Origin of the sequence: Myxococcus sp. MxC21-1 (genome assembly GCF_032612255.1) — a bacterium.
Taxonomy (GTDB): Bacteria; Myxococcota; Myxococcia; order Myxococcales; family Myxococcaceae; genus Myxococcus; species Myxococcus virescens.
The window spans coordinates 8,970,001-8,987,783 of record NZ_CP123278.1 but is presented as its reverse complement, the minus strand read 5'-3'; the positions used below and the strand labels follow the sequence as shown (position 1 = coordinate 8,987,783).

At 68.5% G+C, this 17,783-nt stretch carries 17 protein-coding genes (1 of these 17 running past the window's edge); 9 read left to right on the top strand and 8 right to left on the bottom strand.

Translation table 11 applies throughout. The features are described 5' to 3' along the window. Positions 1-8: 8 nt before the first annotated feature. Together QEG98_RS40535 and QEG98_RS40530 are read right to left on the bottom strand one after the other, a co-directional pair. Entirely contained in the window at positions 9-1,646 is a 1,638-nt protein-coding gene (locus QEG98_RS40535; protein WP_316565160.1) for a hypothetical protein, read from the bottom strand. Between the two features lie 71 nt (positions 1,647-1,717). After that, on the bottom strand, positions 1,718-3,427 hold the full coding sequence (locus QEG98_RS40530) for a hypothetical protein (RefSeq protein WP_316565159.1): 1,710 nt from the start codon (positions 3,425-3,427) through the stop codon (positions 1,718-1,720). 292 nt (positions 3,428-3,719) lie between these two features. Here QEG98_RS40530 and truB point away from each other — a divergent pair, with 292 nt between their 5' ends. Beyond that, positions 3,720-4,628 carry a tRNA pseudouridine(55) synthase TruB gene (gene truB / locus QEG98_RS40525; RefSeq protein WP_316565158.1) on the top strand — a complete coding sequence of 303 codons (909 nt, stop codon included), beginning with the start codon at positions 3,720-3,722 and terminating at the stop codon, positions 4,626-4,628. A gap of 621 nt (positions 4,629-5,249) precedes the next feature. On the opposite strand, the gene tkt is transcribed toward truB, so the two are convergent. The 3 genes from tkt to QEG98_RS40510 form a co-directional block, all read right to left on the bottom strand. After that, complete coding sequence (gene tkt / locus QEG98_RS40520; protein ID WP_186817878.1) at positions 5,250-7,313, bottom strand: transketolase; 2,064 nt, start codon at positions 7,311-7,313, stop codon at positions 5,250-5,252. A gap of 171 nt (positions 7,314-7,484) precedes the next feature. Next, positions 7,485-8,693: a vWA domain-containing protein gene (locus QEG98_RS40515; RefSeq protein ID WP_090491252.1), complete on the bottom strand. Its 1,209-nt coding sequence runs from the start codon at positions 8,691-8,693 to the stop codon at positions 7,485-7,487. A gap of 12 nt (positions 8,694-8,705) precedes the next feature. Next, positions 8,706-9,554 (bottom strand): AAA family ATPase, encoded by an 849-nt coding sequence (locus tag QEG98_RS40510; RefSeq protein WP_141588497.1) that lies wholly within the window; start codon positions 9,552-9,554, stop codon positions 8,706-8,708. Between the two features lie 186 nt (positions 9,555-9,740). Between QEG98_RS40510 and QEG98_RS40505 the strand changes: the two genes are divergently transcribed. The 3 genes from QEG98_RS40505 to QEG98_RS40495 all read left to right on the top strand — a co-directional run bounded on the left by QEG98_RS40505 (position 9,741) and on the right by QEG98_RS40495 (position 11,545). Beyond that, positions 9,741-9,908, top strand: coding sequence for a hypothetical protein (locus QEG98_RS40505; protein WP_167371122.1), 168 nt, complete (start codon positions 9,741-9,743; stop codon positions 9,906-9,908). 662 nt (positions 9,909-10,570) lie between these two features. Further along, positions 10,571-10,828: a hypothetical protein gene (locus tag QEG98_RS40500; RefSeq protein WP_316565157.1), complete on the top strand. Its 258-nt coding sequence runs from the start codon at positions 10,571-10,573 to the stop codon at positions 10,826-10,828. A gap of 162 nt (positions 10,829-10,990) precedes the next feature. Next, positions 10,991-11,545, top strand: coding sequence for a hypothetical protein (locus tag QEG98_RS40495; protein ID WP_316565156.1), 555 nt, complete (start codon positions 10,991-10,993; stop codon positions 11,543-11,545). 171 nt (positions 11,546-11,716) lie between these two features. Here QEG98_RS40495 and QEG98_RS40490 read toward each other — a convergent pair whose 3' ends face one another. Next, a complete protein-coding gene (locus QEG98_RS40490; protein ID WP_316565155.1) occupies positions 11,717-12,016 on the bottom strand; it encodes a hypothetical protein in 300 nt (99 codons plus the stop codon). Between the two features lie 3 nt (positions 12,017-12,019). On the opposite strand from QEG98_RS40490, the gene QEG98_RS40485 reads away from it, so the two are divergent. From QEG98_RS40485 to QEG98_RS40470, 4 genes are all read left to right on the top strand, one after another. Continuing rightward, the gene (locus QEG98_RS40485) at positions 12,020-13,132 is read left to right on the top strand and encodes a 3-oxoacyl-ACP synthase III family protein (protein WP_141588495.1); all 1,113 of its coding nucleotides are present in this window, start codon (positions 12,020-12,022) and stop codon (positions 13,130-13,132) included. Beyond that, a complete protein-coding gene (locus QEG98_RS40480) occupies positions 13,132-13,728 on the top strand; it encodes a DUF2378 family protein (protein ID WP_011557265.1) in 597 nt (198 codons plus the stop codon). The genes QEG98_RS40485 and QEG98_RS40480 overlap by 1 nt, the downstream gene beginning before the upstream one ends. A gap of 74 nt (positions 13,729-13,802) precedes the next feature. Next, entirely contained in the window at positions 13,803-14,411 is a 609-nt protein-coding gene (locus tag QEG98_RS40475; protein WP_316565154.1) for a hypothetical protein, read from the top strand. A 219-nt stretch (positions 14,412-14,630) separates the two neighbouring features. Then, positions 14,631-16,082: a hypothetical protein gene (locus QEG98_RS40470; RefSeq protein WP_316565153.1), complete on the top strand. Its 1,452-nt coding sequence runs from the start codon at positions 14,631-14,633 to the stop codon at positions 16,080-16,082. A 16-nt stretch (positions 16,083-16,098) separates the two neighbouring features. Here QEG98_RS40470 and QEG98_RS40465 read toward each other — a convergent pair whose 3' ends face one another. Continuing rightward, positions 16,099-16,758, bottom strand: coding sequence for a hypothetical protein (locus QEG98_RS40465; RefSeq protein ID WP_316565152.1), 660 nt, complete (start codon positions 16,756-16,758; stop codon positions 16,099-16,101). Between the two features lie 9 nt (positions 16,759-16,767). Next, entirely contained in the window at positions 16,768-17,250 is a 483-nt protein-coding gene (locus QEG98_RS40460; protein WP_090491260.1) for a nuclear transport factor 2 family protein, read from the bottom strand. Between the two features lie 312 nt (positions 17,251-17,562). Between QEG98_RS40460 and def the strand changes: the two genes are divergently transcribed. After that, positions 17,563-17,783: the beginning of a peptide deformylase gene (gene def / locus QEG98_RS40455; RefSeq protein WP_090491261.1), read on the top strand. 286 nt of this gene lie beyond the right edge of the window; 221 of the gene's 507 nt are visible here — the first part of the coding sequence; the start codon lies at positions 17,563-17,565; its stop codon lies beyond the right edge, outside the window.

Sequence of the window (17,783 nt, the reverse complement as noted above, 5' to 3'; positions counted from 1 at the left end):
CCTCAGGGCTACGGCTCGTTGAAGATGAGCAGCCCGCGCGACGTGTCCACCACGTAGATGCGTCCGTCCCCGGGCACGCGGATGCCGATGGCGCCGTCGGTCAGCTTGTCTGTCCGGTTCGGGTCTGACTCGCGGAAGGTGTTGTAGTGCGCGATTTCGCGAGGCTGTGAGGGATTGGACACGTCCAGGACGCGCACACCCTCATGGTAGTACGCGACGTACAGCCGCGTGCCCACCAGCAGCATGTTGTGGACGGAGGTGAGGCCCCGCAGGCGGTATTCACCAATCTTCACGATGTTCGCCGGGTCGGTGACGTCCAGCACGCGGATATGGGAGCCCATCGTCTCGCCGCCCTCGAAGGCCACGGTGCGGCCATTGAAGGTCCCCACCGCGTTGGCGTGGCTGAAGGCATGGGGATAGGTGTAGCGGCCGAGCAACTCCGGTGTCTCGCCGTCCAGTCCTGCGATGAGGAAGCCATCGTCGAGGTGGTTGATGTAGAGGCGCCCCTCATACGCGAAGGCGTCATGCGGATAGCCCGCACTTCTGGGATACGTGAAGCGGGTGAGGAGCTGGGGCTCCAGCGGTTGGGTGATGTCGAAGATGATCGTCTGCTTGTGGGATGGCGACATGGCATAGAGCCGGTTTCCATCCACGAAGAGGGTGTGCACGTCGACGGGGCCGCCACCGCTGGGGTGGTTGCGCACGAAGGCGGGCAACCGCGGGTCGGCCAGGTCGAACACGAGCAGGCCGGAGCGAGCGCTGCCGACGTAGAGCGCATTGTCTCGAGCCCACACGGCATTCCAGTAGTCGCTATGGCCGAATCGGATGACCGTCTGCTGGACGGGAATGGAGGGATTGCTCACGTTGAAGACGGCGAGGCCGCCGCCGAAGCCTCGTCGGTCGATGGCCACGACATAGGCGTGGCCATGGGTGACATAAACGTCCACAGGCGTGTCCAGGCCCACGGGCATTTCGGACAGGAGCTGAAGGTTGGCGGACTCGGGCTCGCCCTCTCGCCACGTCATGCGCTCGGCGCGGAAGCTACCGCTACGACGCAGGGTGCTGCCTCGGCACCAGAGAACGCAGCCGGTGAGGCTCCGTGGCCCCTGGGCGTGACAGCCGATGAACGTGTAGCGGTCCTGGAGACTGGTTTGGCTCGTGGGTTCGGAGGAGATGAAGAACCGCTCGCCATTCATGGTGGCTGTATGGGGCTTGCGCCCCATGACGGACGTGGGCTGGCCCGAGGCATCGAACTGGAAACCCCCGTTCGCCGGGAGGACTTGTACGGTGCCGGGCTGCACCTGGGTCTCGTACCGGATTTCCGCGCGGTAGATGGCGCCCTGCCGCTCCAGGCCCGCGAGCGAGCCGAAGTCACAGTCAGGCATCACCAGTGTCTCCGGCGCGTTGCACGCCGCCTGGGACGTCTGCGCGGGACAAGACTCGAAGGCCCCGGGGTCCACCCATTCCCCCAGCTCCGGAAGCACCGCCCAGGGGCCGTTATAGGTCGGTGGCGTGGGCGCCGGTGGCGTGGGCTCCGGTGAAGAGCAGGCGGACAACGAAACGGCGCAAACGATCGCCAGCAGCGGGCGCGCGGCACGAACAGACATGAGGTGCAGCCTCTGGAGGAGGAAGATGGGCGCCCGCATCGTTTCGCGGGCGCCCTGTGTTCAGCATAGAAGCCATCGCGAGCGCCGCAAAGTGACGCCCCCCTGCTGGCTCATGGCTCGTTGAAGATGAGCAGCCCGCGCGACGTGTCCACCACGTAGACGTACCCATCCCCGGGCAGGCGGATGCCAATGGCGCCCTCGAAGGCGCCGCCCATCCGGTGCGGGTCTGTCTCCCTGAAGGTGTTGAAGTGCGCCACCTGCCGGGGCTGGGTGGGGTTGGCCACGTCCAGTACGCGCACGCCCTCGTGATACCAGGCGACGTACAGCCGCTCGCCCTTGAGAATCATGTTGTGGATGGAGGTGGAGTACCGCATGCGGTGCTCGCCAATCTTCACGATGTTCGCCGGGTCGGTGACGTCCAGCACGCGCAGATGCGAACCTGGAAACTCGCCGCCCTCGAAGGCGATGGTGCGGCCCGCGAAGGTGCCCACCGCGCTGTGGTGCGCGAAGCCACCGAATCCCGGGTAGGTGTATTGGCCCAGGTGGCGCACGTTCTCCAGGTCGGTGACGTCCACGACGGAGTAACCGCCATACGCATTGCTGAGATAGAGGCGGCCCTCGTACGCGAAGAAGTCATGGGGCCCGCCGAGCGACGAGCTCTCGGGCAGGGTGATGACCTGCCGCAGGACGGGCGCCAGCGGCGTGCTGATGTCGTAGACGCGGGTGCTGCCCACGAAGTCGGTGACGTCGGACGCATACAGACGGTCCCCATCCACCAGGACGGTGTGCACGTTGGTGTTGCCGTTGCCCGGCAGGCTGAGGATGAACTCCGGTGACCCCGGGTTGGAGATGTCGAAAACGGAGACGCCGGTGTCGGCGCTGGCGACATACAGCGCGTCGCCCTTCGCCCACACGCCGTTCCAATACGAGTCGCCCGGCAGGCTGATGGAGGTCTTGAAGAAGGGATGCGCCGGGTCGCTCACGTCGAAGACGGTGAGCCCGCCGAAGCGGCCGGCCTGGTTGGTGGACACCACATAGGCGTGGCCGTGGGTGACGTAGACATCCACCGGTACGCCCAGGTCCACGAAGGACTCGGCGACGAGCCGCATCCCGCCGGACGACTCGGCTTCGCCGCGCCGCTCCGCCCGCTCGGCCTCGAAGGTGCCCATGCTCCGGGTGGAGGACCGGGGCGTCTCCGTGCAACGGACATAGCAGCCGGTGATGACGTCGGGCCTGGGCGTCTCACAGCCCGCCAGCGAGACGACGCGCTCTCCGGTGTAGGGATTCGACTGTCTGCCGGAGAGGAAGAAGGTGCCGCCGGTCGTCTTCCGCGTGGTGACGGGAATGCCCAACACCTTGTCGGTTCCCCCATCCGCGAAGAGCTGGAAGGCGGCGCTGCCCGGCGTGACGGACGTGCCCCCATCCGCGAGCCGCCTCTCCGACCGCCCGTCGCCCACATAGATGCCGTGTTGCTCCACCGCGGCGAGCTGGTCCGCGTTGCAGGACGACATGTCGAAGTTCGCCGGATCCGCGCAGGCCTCGAGGCTGGGGTTCTCCACGGTGAACCGGCACGCGGAGAACGCTCCCCGGTCAATCCAGTCACCCGGGTCGTCCAGCACGGTGTAGCCCCCATCCCAGGGCGCCTCGGGCCCCGCGTCCGTCCCGGCGTCCTCGGAACCCGCGTCCGTGCCGGAGTCCGTGGGCTGCTGCCCCGCGTCGGGAACGGGCGGAGGCGGGTCGTCATCACAGCCGGTGGTGGCGGACAGCAGCAGGGTCAGGGCGGACAGCAGGACCCAGCCTGGGCGAAGCGGTGACGTCATGGAGACACCTCTTGGGGAAATGCGAGGCACTGCGGGGATGGCCGTCTTGCACCTGCACGCAGGCATACGCCTGTCATGGCGTTCCCGATTCGAGATGGTTGCCAGATGAATGCCAAAGGACGGGCAATGCATCGGTTGCTTGTTTTTTGGGCGGGAAATGGTCCTGGCCTTGCGGGCGCGCGGCGCCCCGGCGCACGACATGAATTGTCTTTCATTGCGGACGCGGCGGGAGTTCCACCTTCCGCCACCGCACTCCCGGCCGGGGTAGGGTGGGAGGCCACAGGAGGTCGCGGTGGGAGGGAAACTGAGTCCGGGCATCTACCGGGTCCACAAGCCGGTGGGCGCCACGAGCTTCTCGGTGGTGCAGCGGTTCATGGAGGAGGCGAAGGCCGCGCAGCCGGGCAAGCGGATACCGGTGTGCCACGGCGGGACGTTGGACCCCTTCGCGGAAGGGCTGCTGCTGGTGCTGGTGGGGCAGGCGCCGCGCCTGTTCGAGCTGCTGCACGCCGTGCCCAAGGTCTACGAGGCGGAGGTCGTCTGGGGCACGGAGACGGACACGGGAGACCTGCACGGCCGGCCCGTCCTCCAGGGAGACACGGCGGCGCTGACGCCCGGGGCCCTGGACGCGGCGCTGGCGTCCTTCGTGGGCTGGCGGGAGCAGGTGCCTCCGGCCACCAGCGCGAAGAAGGTGGGGGGCGAGCCCGCCTACCGGAAGGCGCATCGGGGAGAAGCCGTGGAGCTGCCGCCCTCGCGCGTGTACCTGCACGCCGCGCGCTGGCTGTCCCATGACCTGCCGCGCGCCAGCCGCCTGTGGCTGAGCTGTCGTGGGGGCTACTACGTGCGCTCGCTGGCCCGCGACGTGGGGCGCGCGCTGGGCTGCGGGGCGCACCTGTCCACCCTGCGGCGCACGGCGATTGGTCCGTGGGAGGACCCGGGGCTGGGGCAACGGGTGTGGCTGCACGGACGCGACCTGTTGCCCTGGGCCCGCGTGCGGACGCTCACGGACGCGGAGGTGGGCGAGCTGCGCCGCGAGCGCCCCGTCCCAGCGAGCGGCCTCCAGCCGGCGGATTGGACGCTGCCCCCTGGCTTCCCGGATCCGGAGGCCCCCATTCGGGGCTTCCACCAGGGGCGCTTCGCCTTCCTGCTACGGGAGCGCGACGGCGCGCTGTGGAGCGAGCTGGAGCTGCGGGGAGGGCTGTAGGCCCGCGCGCGGGAAGCCCGCCCCGCCGTTGCCAAGGTGTCACGTGCCCCGCCTGGGATGGGCCACCGGTGACAAGAGTCACCACCTGGGAGCCATCCCGGTGATGACGGTTGTCACCGGTGATGACAGTTGTCACCACCCCGCACAGCCCCCTGAACAGGGCCCCCGAATCCATAACCCACTGAAAAGACTTGGGACGCTCAGGTGCGCCCACCGGGACCGGTGTGTGGCACGCCACGCGCAATAGGACAGGACATCACGCTCCAGCACGGAGCGGGGCTCGAAGCACGGGGGCCGGCCGGGGGCGGCGCTGGGGGCGAACCTCCCGAGCGAACGAGTCAGTCGGACCTGGAGGACTTGAAGGTGCGAGCGGAAGCCGGTTCGGGGGAACCGGGATGCGACCGGGGGGACGCGACGCTCACGCCCACGAGGCAGCCGGGAACGACGGTGAAGTGACCTGAAGGGCTCATGGCGTGGGGGGAACCCCAGCCGGGGGGCTGGGATGCGACGGGGGTCGCACCCTTCCGCGCCATGAGTCCGCCAGGACGAGCACCTGGATGCCGAAAAGGCCCGAGGGCCTCGGACCGTTGGGGGACGGTCCGAGGCTCCTTCTTTTGCGGGCTACGGCCGCGTCTTCGTCTTCTTCAGCGAGTCCTTCGCCTGCTGAGCCACGTGGTCCGCGGTGAAGCCGAACTTCTGCTGCAGCGCCTTGATGGGCGCGGAGGCGCCGAAGCTGCGCATGGCGACGATGTTGCCGTCATGCCCCACGAAGCGCTCCCAGCCGAAGGCGGCGCCCTTCTCCACCGCGACGCGGGCGCGCACGGACGGAGGCAGCACGCTGTCCCGGTACTCCTGGGACTGCGCCTCGAACAGCTCCCACGACGGCAGGCTGACCACGCGCGAAGGGATGCCGTCCGCCTTGAGCTTCTCCTGGGCGTCCAGGCACAGCGACACCTCGCTGCCGGTGCCGATGAGGATGACCTCCGGCTTGCCGCCCTCCGCCTCGGACAGCACGTAGCCGCCGCGAGCCACGCCGGACGCCGCGCCGAACTTGCTGCGGTCCAGCGTGGGCACGGGCTGGCGCGTGAGCACCAGCACCACCGGGTGCTTGCGCTGCTGGGCAATCACCCGCCACGACTCGACCACCTCGTTGGCGTCACCGGGGCGCAGCACGATGATGCCGGGAATCGCGCGCAGCGACGCCAGCTGCTCCACCGGCTGGTGCGTGGGGCCGTCCTCGCCCACGCCAATGGAGTCGTGGGTGAAGATGTGGATGGCGGGCAGCTCCATCAGCGCGGACAGGCGGATGGCGGGGCGCTCGTAGTCACTGAAGATGAGGAACGTGGCGCCGTAGCCGCGCAGCTTGCTCAGGCACAGGCCGTTGACGATGGAGCCCATCGCGTGCTCGCGCACGCCGAAGTGGATGTTGCGCCCCGCGTACTCGCCCGGCTTCATCGCCTCCCCACCGGTGATGTACGTCTTCGTGGACGGGTTGAGGTCCGCCGAGCCGCCCACCAGCCACGGGTAGTGCTTGGCGATGGCGTTGAGCACCTTGCCGCTGGAGTCGCGCGTGGCCAGTCCCTTGGCGTCGGCGGGGAACGTCGGCAGCTCCGCGTCCCAGCCCTGGGGCGCGTCGCGGCGCTGCATGCGCTCCAGCTGGTCGGCCAGCTCGGGGAACTGCTTGCGGTACTCGGCGAACTTCTGCTCCCACGCCGTGCGCAGCTGCTTGCCGCGTGCGCCCATGCGCTCCTGGAAGCGCTCGCGCACGCCGTCGGGGACCAGGAACTTCTCGTCCTCGGGCCAGCCGTAGAAGCGCTTGGTGCCCTTGATTTCCTCGTCGCCCAGCGGCTCGCCGTGGGCCTTGGAGGAGCCCTGGAGCTTGGGCGCGCCGTAGGCAATCTGGGTGGTGACGATGATGAGCGTGGGCTTGCCACGCGCCGTCTTGAAGGTGCGCAGCGCCTCACCCATGGCGTTCAAGTCGTTGGCGTCCGGCACGCGCAGCACGCGCCAGCCGTAGGCCTCGAAGCGCCGGCCCACGTCCTCGGTGAAGGCCAGGTCGGTGCTGCCGTCGATGGAGATGTGGTTGCTGTCGTAGATCCAGCACAGGTTGGGCAGCTGGAGGTGGCCGGCGATGGACGCCGCCTCGGACGCCACGCCCTCCATCAGGTCGCCGTCGCCGCAGATGGCGTAGACGTCGTAGCCGAACATCTCGAAGCCGGGGCGGTTGTAGTAGCTCGCGAGCCAGCGGCTGGCCATGGCCATGCCCACGCTGTTGGACACGCCCTGGCCCAGGGGGCCGGTGGTCGTCTCCACGCCGCTGGTCCACCGGTACTCGGGGTGGCCCGGGGTGGACGAGTCGAGCTGCCGGAACTTCTTGATGTCCTCGAGCGACACGGTGGGCGCGTCCTCGACGGTGTACTCCCGCGTGACGCGCTTCACCCCGGCCAGGTGGAGCAGCGCGTACAGCAGCATGGAGGCGTGGCCGTTGGACAGGATGAACCTGTCCCGGTCCGGCCAGATGGGGTGGGACGGGTCATACCGGAGCTCCTGCTGCCAGAGCTGGTACGCCACGGGGGCCAGGGACATGGGTGCCCCCGGGTGGCCCGAGTGGGCCTGCTGTACCGCATCCATGGCGAGGGTGCGGATGGTGTTGATGGCCAGCACGTCCTGCTTGTCGGTTGTCATGGTGTCCTCGCGGTCCCGCTCGCGTGCGCGCGCACCATGCCGCAAGTGACGCTCCAGGTGCTGCACCAAATGCGCTGGGGCTCGCCCGGCCGTCCGCCAGTCCACGGGCGCACCCGGAATTCCTGCCCTGGGGGGCACGGGAATGAATCCCGCGCGCCCTACGGACCCGCCTCAGCGCCGCGCCGCCGCGCCCCTCACGGTCCGTCCGCGCGTCAGGTGCGTGACGGCTTCACCCAGGCCCTCCACCGTCAGGGCGAACATGGGGAACACGCGGGCAATCACGGAGATGGTCCCCGAGCGCCACGTGCCCATGGGCTCTGGGTTGAGCCACACGTTGCGCTCGAAGTGTTGCGCCAGCTGCATCAGCCACGTCAGCCCTTCCAGCCCGTCCGTCTTGTAGTGCCCCTGCGCGTCGGTGCGGATGGACAGCTCGTAGGGCGCCATGGAGGCGTCCCCCACCATCACCAGCTTGTGGTGCCGTCCCACCTGGGCCACCAGCTCCGGCACCGTGATTCCGCCCGTGAGCTGCGGCGTGGCGTAGAGCTTTCCGTAGACGCAGTTGTGGAAGTAGTAGGTGCGCAGCTCCTTGAAGTGCGTCGCCTGGCTGGCCACGCTGAACAGCCGGCTCACCAGCGCCGCGTACGGGTCCATGGAGCCGCCCACGTCCATGGCCAGCACCACGCGCGTGTTGGGGCGTCGCGGCGGCCGTGTCACCACCTCCAGCTCACCGGCGTTGCGCGCGGTCGCGGCGATGGACTCGTCCACGTCCAGCTCGTCCGGCGCGCCGTCCCGGGCGAAGGCGCGCAGCTTGCGCAGCGCCACCGCCATCTGCCGCGTGTCCAGCACCACGTCGTCGCGATAGCCGGCGTACTTCCGGGCCCCGGCCTGCATCAGCGCGCGTCCCTGGCGGTTGCCCGCGCCGCCGCCCACGCGGATGCCCTCGCGGCCAAAGCCGTTGTTGCCGAAGGGCGACGTGCCGCCAGTGCCCACCCAGCGGTTGCCACCGTCGTGGCGTTCCTTCTGCTCCTTCAGGCGCTCCTCGAAGAGCCGGCGAATCTCCTCCGGGTCCAGCTGCTCCAGCAGCGCGACCTCCTCGGGGCTCAGGTCGGGCCGCTCGCGGGCCTCCTCCAGCCAGTGGAGCAGCTCCTGCGTCAGCTCCAGGCTCGCCGACTCCACGCCCTGGAAGTGGGCGAGGAAGGCCTGGTCGAACGCATCCAGCTGCGTCTCCGAGTGCACGAGCAGCGCCCGGGCCACATGGTAGAAGCCGTCCAGGTGGCTGTCGTGCAGGCCCGCTCGCAGCGCGCCAGCCAGCGCCAGCGCCTCCTGGGCGCCGACCTTCAGCCCGCGCCGGCGCAGCTCGTAGAAGAAGGGCAGGAACATGGCAGCGCCTCATCAGGCCCGGGGACGGCGCCCGCGCCCGAAGGCCTCCGCCACGGAGACCAGGTCCTGCTCCTTCTTCAGCAGCGCGCCCAGGAAGGGGAGCTGTTCATCCAGCTTGAGGTCGTTGACGCCCTGGGCCTTGAGCACGGCAATCCAGTCGATGAGCTCACTGGTGGAGGGCTTCTTGCGCAGGCGGGTGAAGCTGCGCAGCTCGTAGAAGACCTTCAGCGCCTGCTCGGACAGCGCGCTGTCCAGGCCCGGGTGGTGCACGTCGACGATACGGCGCATCAGCTCCGCGTCCGGGAAGTCGATGAAGTGGAACACGCACCGGCGCAGGAAGGCGTCGGGCAGCTCCTTCTCGTTGTTGGATGTAATCACCACCACGGGGCGGTGTTTCGCCACCACCTCGTCACCCGTCTCGGTGACGCGGAAGCGCATCCGGTCCAGCTCGTGGAGCAGGTCGTTGGGGAACTCCAGGTCCGCCTTGTCCACCTCGTCGATGAGCAGCACCACGCGCTCGGGGGAGGAGAAGGCCTCGCCCAGCGGCCCCTGGCGGATGTACTTGCGGATGTCTCGCACGTCCCCGTCGTTGAAGCGCGAGTCATACAGGCGCTGCACGGTGTCGTAGACGTAGAGGCCGTCCTGCGCGCGGGTGGTGCTCTTCACGTGCCAGGTGATGAGCCGGTGCCCCAGGGCCTCGGCGATGGCCTCCGCCAGCAGCGTCTTGCCGGTGCCGGGCTCGCCCTTCACCAGCAGGGGGCGCTGGAGGGTGAGCGCGCAGTTGACCGCGGCCTGGAGGCTCTCGTGGGTCAGGTAGGTGTCGGTGCCTTTGAAGCGGACGGGAGTGGGCGCCTGGCTCATGCCCCATCCCTTTAACATCCGCCGCGGTGTCTGGGGGGCTCACGTACCCGGGGCTCCGGGAACGTCAGACCCGAACGGCAAGCTCGTTCGTATGTCTCGGGCAGAAGCAGCCGGGCGGACTCGCGGAGAGGAGACCCGCGGGGTTGGCCGGCATTCACGTCCGTCACTTGCTTCGAGGGAGGCGCCATGGGTCACCTGTTTGTTCCAGCACTGTTGCTCGTGGGGGCCTGCTCCCTGGCGGCGCGCACCTGCGGGACGGCCGCCGTCAGCCGGCCGCCCGAGCTCCAGCGGGAGGCCCCGGAGCGCGCCCTCCCTCGGGCCGAGCCGCCAGCCACCGTCAGCGTCCGGGGGTAGGCGCTGCGCTGGCGGGAGGGGCCGACCTCACGGGATGTATGGCTTCGCCCGCCGGTCAACGATTGGTGCGAGCCAAGCACAGGTTTTCACACCGGTTTCCCGGGGCCCGGTGTATTCTCCCGAGCAATGTCCATTGCGAATGCTCTTGGCGAAGTCTTCCGGCGCGAACTCGATGCGCAGTTGGTCCCGTTGCAGCAGGCGGTCCGGCGCATGGAGGAAGGCCTGGAGGCCCTGGAGTTGCTGCGTGAGGTGACGCACCGGTTGGCGCCGCTGACCAGCCGTCTCGGCGCCATGGCGGGAGTGCGGACGCCCACGGAGCTGCCCGCGTCCACGCGCGGAGGCCGCAAGCAGGTGGTCGCGGCGCCAAGGGGGCGCGCAGCCGTGGGCCGGCCCGTGGCCGCGAAGCCGGTCGTCAGTCAGGCGCGCGCGGAGGAGGGCACCCGGGCGTGCGCCGTCATCGGCTGTGAGCGCCCCAGCCGTTCCAAGGGGTACTGCTCGGCGCACTACCAGAAGCTGCGGTTGCTGATGCGGACCAACCGTCGCCCGTCGGCGTGGAAGGACGACGCGCTTCCGCAATCGGTGGAGGACGTGACGCTGCCGCGTGGCCGCGCCGCCAGCAAGGCGCTGCGTGAGGGGGCGCCAGGAAGAAGGCCCCGGCTCCCGTGGCGCCGCCGCCGCTCGCCGAGGAGAAGGCGCCGGCCGCCGCGAAGAAGTCAGCGGGTCGGAAGGCCGCGGGCGCGAAGAAGGCCGCACGGGCGAAGAAGGCCCCGGCCGCCGCGAAGAAGTCGGTGGCCAAGAAGGCGCCGGCCGCGAAGAAGGCCGCGGCCAAGGGTGGGCGCCAGGTCAAGACCACCAAGGCGAAGGCTGGAGCCGGCAAGCGCAAGAAGGGCCGCTCTTCCTCCCAGGGCTCGCTGTTCTGATTCGAGCGCCGCGCTCCGCGGATTCCCTCGGGCCTCCGGGCCCGAGCCGCTCAAGTGGAATCCAGGAAGCGCGGTGAGCAGGCCGGACGAGCGACCGGTTCCCGGACATCCCCTTCGAGTCTCCGTTGACAGTGGCGGGGCGGGGATGGGATTCGGCCCGGCATGAGCGAGCAAGGTTATCCGGTCACCGTGGCGGTGCGTCGTCCCGACGGGCGGGTGGAGCAGGTGCGTGTGGGCACGGCGTTCAAGAGCGGCGAGGGCTTCACGCTGACGCTGGGAGAGATGTCCATCGGCGGCACGCCGGACGCGGCGGCCCCGGCGGCGCGGCGTTCAGCGCCCGCGAGCAGCGGTGGCGGTGGTGGTGGTGATGGAATGGTCTTCCCCAACTACGGCCGCAGCAAGGGCGGACCCATTGTCGGCGCCAGCATGGGCGACCTGGAGTTCTACGCCAACGGCGCGCGCCGCACGCTGAATGACGCGAGCAAGTCGCGCTGGCACGACAAGGAGCGCCAGCTGCTCGCCGCCATCGAGGCGGAAATCGCGCGGCAGCGGGGCGGCGACGCGGGTGGTGGCGGCGACGGTGGCTATGGCAGCCAGGGCGGCTATGGCAACCAGGGCGGCTACGGTGGTGGCCGGGGCGGTGGCGGCTTCGGAGGCGGAAGCTACGGCGGCGACGACATCCCTCCACCGAACGACGACGACAACATCCCGTTCTGAGCCGCGCCAGGTCGGTGAGTGGCCGCCCCTAATGGGTGGGCGGCCTTCCCGATGTGTTGATTTCAGCACAGCTGTCTCATCTGCCCTTCAATCCAGATACTCTCAGTGAGAGGCTCGGCGCCCGGCTTCGTCGCATGGGTCATCAATCACTCATGCGCGCAGCAGCCCTTTTCACAGTGCAGTGAAGTCATTGGCGACACCCGGGGTGACATGCTCAGTCACTGAGAGGAAATTCTCATGACGGAGTGCTTCATCCGCAACGGTTGCTGCTTCATTTGTGAAGCACTGGAAATCTCCAGTAATCCCGGTGGTTTCGTCGCGCCGGTGGCTGGAAGATGATTCACGGATGAATCGGTCCTGTTCGCCAGTGGCAGTTGTTTCAATGACTTCGTATATGGCCTGAATCCTGCTCAATCCCCCGTTGCCAGGGAATCCCTCCCATATGGCGAGGCTGTGAAAAAACGGGGCCATTAAATGACACCCAATGTCTGTGTCGTCGGAGCCGGTGCCTTCGTTCCTTCACGCGTGGTGAGCAACGAGCGGATCGCCAGGGCCATCCCAGGGTGGCCGGCGGAGCGCATCGAGGAGAAGGTCGGCATCCGGGAGCGCCGCTTCCTCTGGGACATCGACGAGGCCACGGGCCGGGCGATTCCGCCGCCCGAGAATGACGGGCACGTCTACCCGGCCAACAACACGGACATGTGCGAGGTGGCGCTCCAGAAGGCGCTCGCCCAGGCGGGTGTGGATGCCAAGGAGTTGGACGCGCTCTTCGTGGTGACGTGTACGCCGGACGCGCCGCATTTCAACCACGACGCCATGGAGCTGCACCGGCGGCTGGAGCTGCGCGAGGACGCGTTCGGGCTCGTGGTGGACGACGGCTGCGGTGGCACGCCGTACGTGTTGGACATGGTGAAGAAGATGATGGACGGAGGGCGCTTCCGCACGGTGGCGGTGGTGGCCTCTGCCTTCACGTCTCCGCTGGTGAACCGGGAGGTCTACACGGACGAGCTGCCGCCCGGGCCGGGCCGCTCGAAGACGCTGCAGGGCTACCTCTCCATGTATGTCTTCGGCGACGGCGCGGGCGCGGTGGTGCTCCAGTCGAAGCCAGGAGAGTCGGGGGCGGAGGGTATCCTGGCGTCCTTCTCCGGCAACGCGTACGGAGACCTGGTCATCCGCAAGGGTGGCGGCTTGTTGAAGCTGCCGTATCAGCCGGGGCGGATGCGCCCGGCGGACATGGCCTTCGTGGTGGATGGCTTCCGCGTGGCGCGCAGCTATCCGGAGTACATGCAGAAGTGCCTCGACGCCGTCCTCGGGCCGCGTCCGGAGCTGCGTTCGAAGGTGGAGCGGTACTACTTCCACCAGCCGAACAAGCGGGTGATGGACGCCTTCGTGGAACGGGCGGGACTGCCGCGTGAGGCGGTGGCGTGCAACGTGGACCGCTACGGCAACACGTCGGCGGCGGGGATGCTCATCCTTCTGGCTGAGGACTTGGAAGCAGGACGCGTGCGTCTGGGAAGTGGTGACCTGGTGGTGGTGGCAGCGGTAGGCGCGAACGTCCATTACGGCGCGCAACTCGTGAGGTTGTAATGAACAAGATGGATCCAAATATCGCCAAGGAGTTGGACGCGCGATTGGCGCTGGCGACGAAAGACGACACGGCCCGTGGGCTCTTCTTCAATGGCGTGGTGTCCGCCGTTCGCACGATGGGAGGGGACGCGGCGGTGGAGCGCTGTCTGGCGGCCAGTGGCGAGACGCGCTTCATCGACTTCTTCAACTACCCGGTGGCTGCCTTCCTGCGGATGTCCTTCACGGCGGCGCAGGTGATGGGCCCGGAGCACGGCGGCTTCGACGGAGCGCTGCGGCGCATGGGCGTGGTGGCCACGACGGACTTCCTGTCTTCGGCGGCGGGCAAGACGCTGTTGCTGCTGGCGTCGGACAGTCCGAAGCGGCTTGTGGGCAACCTGCACTCGGGTTACCGCGCGGCGGTCAGCTACGGCGAGCGCGCGGTGAAGTGGACGGGCGACACCAGCGGCATCTTCACGATGAAGCGGGACTTCATGCCGCCCGCCTACCACGAGGGCACGCTCCAGGCCGTCATCGAGGCAGTCGGCGGCAAGCAGGTCCAGGTGCACGGCCGGCAGACGGGGCCGCTCGACACCGAATACACGCTGTCGTGGCAGTAGCCCTGGCGCGGGGCGCGTCGAAGGGTGCAAGCGGAGGGCTGAAAAGCCCCTCACGGTCTGGAGGGAGATACGCCATGTCGCGAAAGCTCGGCGGTACGGTGGGGATGTTGGGTGTCCTGTTGCTGTCGGCGCAGGCGGGGGCCAATGAGGTGGTGATGCAGTTCCGCACGCAGGAGGACCCGGCGAGCCCCGCGGACCCGGCGGTGTGCGCGGCGGCGCCCTTCGAGGTGAACGTGAAGCTGGGCGGGAGTGTGTATGTGCCAGAGCACAATCCCAAGGACGGCAAGGTGGTGGACGGGGGAGGCCGGCGCGTGGGCTCGGCGACGGCGTGCGTCCAGGTGACGGACAGCGCCTTTCCCGCCGGGCAGCAGCTGAATGTCTACATGCGCTACAACCTGCCGGAGGGGCGCTTCACGGCGCGGGGGACGTGCACGCTGGTGAGCAACGACGTGCCAGTGGCGGGGCTGGTCCTGGCTGGCTGCGCGATGCGACTGGTGGACGTGCCCAAGGGCTTCGTGGGTGGCTCGGTGTCGAGCACCAGCGTCTTCAATCCCCGAAAGCTGCCGGGCTACGCCACGGGTTCGTATTACACGCTCTACGCCTACCGTGATGGCCACCAGCGTGACGCGAGCAAGGTGACGAAAGCGCAGGAGACCGAGGCCGCAGCGAAAGCGCGGCAGTAGCCGCCCCTCGGCCGCACGGGAATCACGGGACTGGGCAGGGGCAAGCGCTGGACAGCGGTTTGCCCAGACACAGGAGGGTGCTGTAGACGGCGCCACCCTGTGTTCATTGCTCAGGCCCGATGAGCAAACGTGGCGGTCCTGCGGCAGGCTCGGCCATCCCCACGTCGGCCTGTCGGGCATGGCATTCCCCGCGTCGGGCCAACGGGCGATGATGCGCTCATGGACCGCAAGCGGATGGAGTTCTACACGGCACTCGGGTACCGGGCTCCTTCAGCCGTGGCAACGGCCCAGACGACGTCCGGAGTCGCGAGCGCCGACGTATCGGAGTTGCCGCCGCTCGGTCCAGACGACCTGGGCGCGCTGCGCGAGCGCTTCCTGCGCGAGCCGGAAGAGGTCCTGAGCCTCATCCGCCAGGACTTGGACGCGCCCGTTTCAGAGGGAGCCCTGGTGCACGTGCTCCAGGAACTGGAGCAATCCTTGCGCGAGCCCGAAGCCGCGCTCCAAGCCCTGCGGCAACCGGCATTCCAGGCACGGGCTTCGGCGTCACTGCCGCCGGACTTCACCTTCCCGCTGATGACGAATGAAATCCCCATCGACTCCTCGCGAACCCGCTTTGAGCCAGTGGCGGACCTGCGCGGATGGCTCCTGTTCAGCGGTCGCGCCTGGCTTCACGGCGGCTGGCACCGGGCGGAGTTCCGTCGGCACGACGATGCGCATCACGTCACCCGTTTCCGCTACGAACTCCGCGAGCCCGCGCCGGGACGGCCGGTGGAGGTCGCGTTGTTCGGAGGCTTCGGCACGGGCGAGTACCCGGCGCGCTATGTGGCCCGTCAGCTCATCATGCGAGGCGAGCGGCTGGAGTACGCGGTGCACCTCGGAGGCGTGTACTACGCGGGCCGTCGGGGCGAATTCGACGCGCACGTGGCCGAGCCACTCGAACCGCTGCTGCCAGTCACAACGCTGATGACGTTGAACGCGGGCCCGGAGATGCGTTCCGGAGGCACACCCTTCTACCGCTACCTGGACGAGCGGCGGGGTGCCTCACGAGCGAAGCAAGTCCAGGAGGGAAGCTACTTCTGCCTGGCCTCGGAGCGCTTCCAACTCATCGGTCTGGACACCGCGTACTTCGAGCCAGGACGGCACCAGGAGCCCGCGCTCCTGAGTTGGCTGGAGTCCGTGCTGAAGGAGGGCCGCCAGCGAGGCGCAACGAACATCCTCCTGAGCCACGATGCGCCCTACCGGTACGGAGAAGCAAGGCACGCCGGTTTGCTGGAAGACCTCCGGGAACTGGCGATCGAGCGCGCACAGGTCGACCTGTGGTTCTGGGGCGCCACGCCCTACGGAGCACTGTTCGACCGGAGCGCTGCGCTCCCGTTCCTGGGAGGAAGCCTGGGGCACGCGGGTCTCCCGGTGCGAGCGGTGACGCCGGGCCTGAAGTCTCCAGCACCCGTGCGTTTCCTGGAGTCGCACCCACGCTTCCCCGAGTGGACGGACCTGAGGCCCGAGCTGGGTAACAACGGCTATGGCTCGCTGCTGCTGCACGAGGACGGCACGTTGGGCCTCCAGCTCCTGGACTGGCGGGGCAACGTTCGCTGCACGGCCCAACTGGCCCGCGAGGGGGACGGCCCGCTGACGTACCAGCACCTCGATACGTCCGAATCGGAGCCGTGAGCGCGCGGGCGCGGCGTCACAGCCAGACGCGCGTGTACCAAGGCGGTCGGGAAGGCACGCTCCTGCTCCGAGCCGGGTCGGCAGGGCGCGGCACGGTGACGTATCGGAGCCGGTATCCGTGAGGCAGCGTCTTCCAGTACGTCACCTGCCATGGCGTCAGCACCTCGCCGTGTTTCGACTCGCCCACCGGCTGATGCACATCGCCGAGTGACTCATGGAAGTGGAACTCTGCGTCCGCGGCTTCAAGGCTCGCGGCCTCGATGACCCAGGCGTCCTGGGCCTCGTCGGCGGAGGGCTCCTGCCCCGCGTTGACGAACCGGCTCCAATCGGGCCTGGCGTGGTGCTCCCAGATGGCGCCGCCGGCATCCGTGAGCGAGTAGCCAAAGGGAGTTCTGGACTGCCGGGCCTCAATGGCGCTTGAAATCTCCTCGGGGGAGAACAGCTCCTGCAGTCCGTCTGGAAGCGCGTGGACGCGAATGAGTCCGCGCTCGGCGAGCAGCGACAGCCGCTCACACAGCTCCTCCCGGGACAGCCGCGGATCGTCCGCCATGTTGAGCGCGATGTGCGGGTTCGGCTCCACGAGCATGTGCAGGGGCGTGGGCAGCTCCATGGCGGCCTCCAGGAGCCAGAGGTCCAGGGTCTCCACGGACGGGCGCTCACTCGCGGGCGGTGCCATGTGTCCTCCTCACTCCAGGGGAATGCCACGCTCGCGCATGAAGATGTCCAGGGACTTCCGGGCCTTCGACTGGACCTTCTTCTTCAACAGGGGCGTCCACCCGAGCACCAGCCCGGTGGGGCCCAGCGCCTGACGGGACCAGGTCCAGAAGTCGAAGTGGTCGCGGTGCCGGACAATCTTCCCGTCGCGGAACTCGAACTCGGCATCGATGCGGTTGAGCACCTTCCTGCCGGTGCCGCTGAACGTGTAGGTCGCATCCCAGTGGGCGCGGCCCCGGTGGTCATCGGCCTGCACGTCTCGGAAGGTGACCTCCAGGTCCTTGCCGCGCTCGCAGAGCATGAGCCACATGGCACCGGGCTCCCGGCGACGGAGTCCGACGAAGGCGGCGTCGGAGAACTCCACCTCAGGGTGGTAGCAGGCGGCCATGGCCTGGGCGTCCCGGCGTTGGAACGCTGAGTAGAAGTCATTGATGAGTTGGGCGTGCGGGTGCATGGGACAGGTGTAGCAGACCTGTCCGTGAAGACGCGCCAACTGTCCGGATGGCATCGCTCGGAGGGTGAAACTGGAGGGCCGCTCGAGCGAACACTCCGCATGGCCTCCCGGCGGGAAAGGGCGTCCCGCTGGTCTGGACGGATGGCTTCAATGGGGAGCGGAGGTCCTGACGCGCGCCACGGTGGGGCTGGGCGTTGCCTTGGGACCGGCGGAGAACGGGCCCGGTGGGCCAGGGCCGTCGTGTGAACCGGTGGACCGTTGCCATGCGGAATCGGGCGGCGCTGAGGAGGCGTGCATGGCAGATTGCGGCCCATGGCTCGCGACATCGTCATCTGGCCCCATAAGGTCCTCACCTCGTCCACCAAGCCCGTGACTGACTTCGGCCCTCCGCTCGAGAAGCTCTTGGAGGAGATGGCCGAGTCCATGAAGGAAGCCGAAGGCATCGGCATCGCCGCCAACCAGGTCGGCGAATCCCTGCGCGTGGCGCTGGTGGGACGGGAGGACGGCACCTTCTTCGAAATCGTCAATCCGCA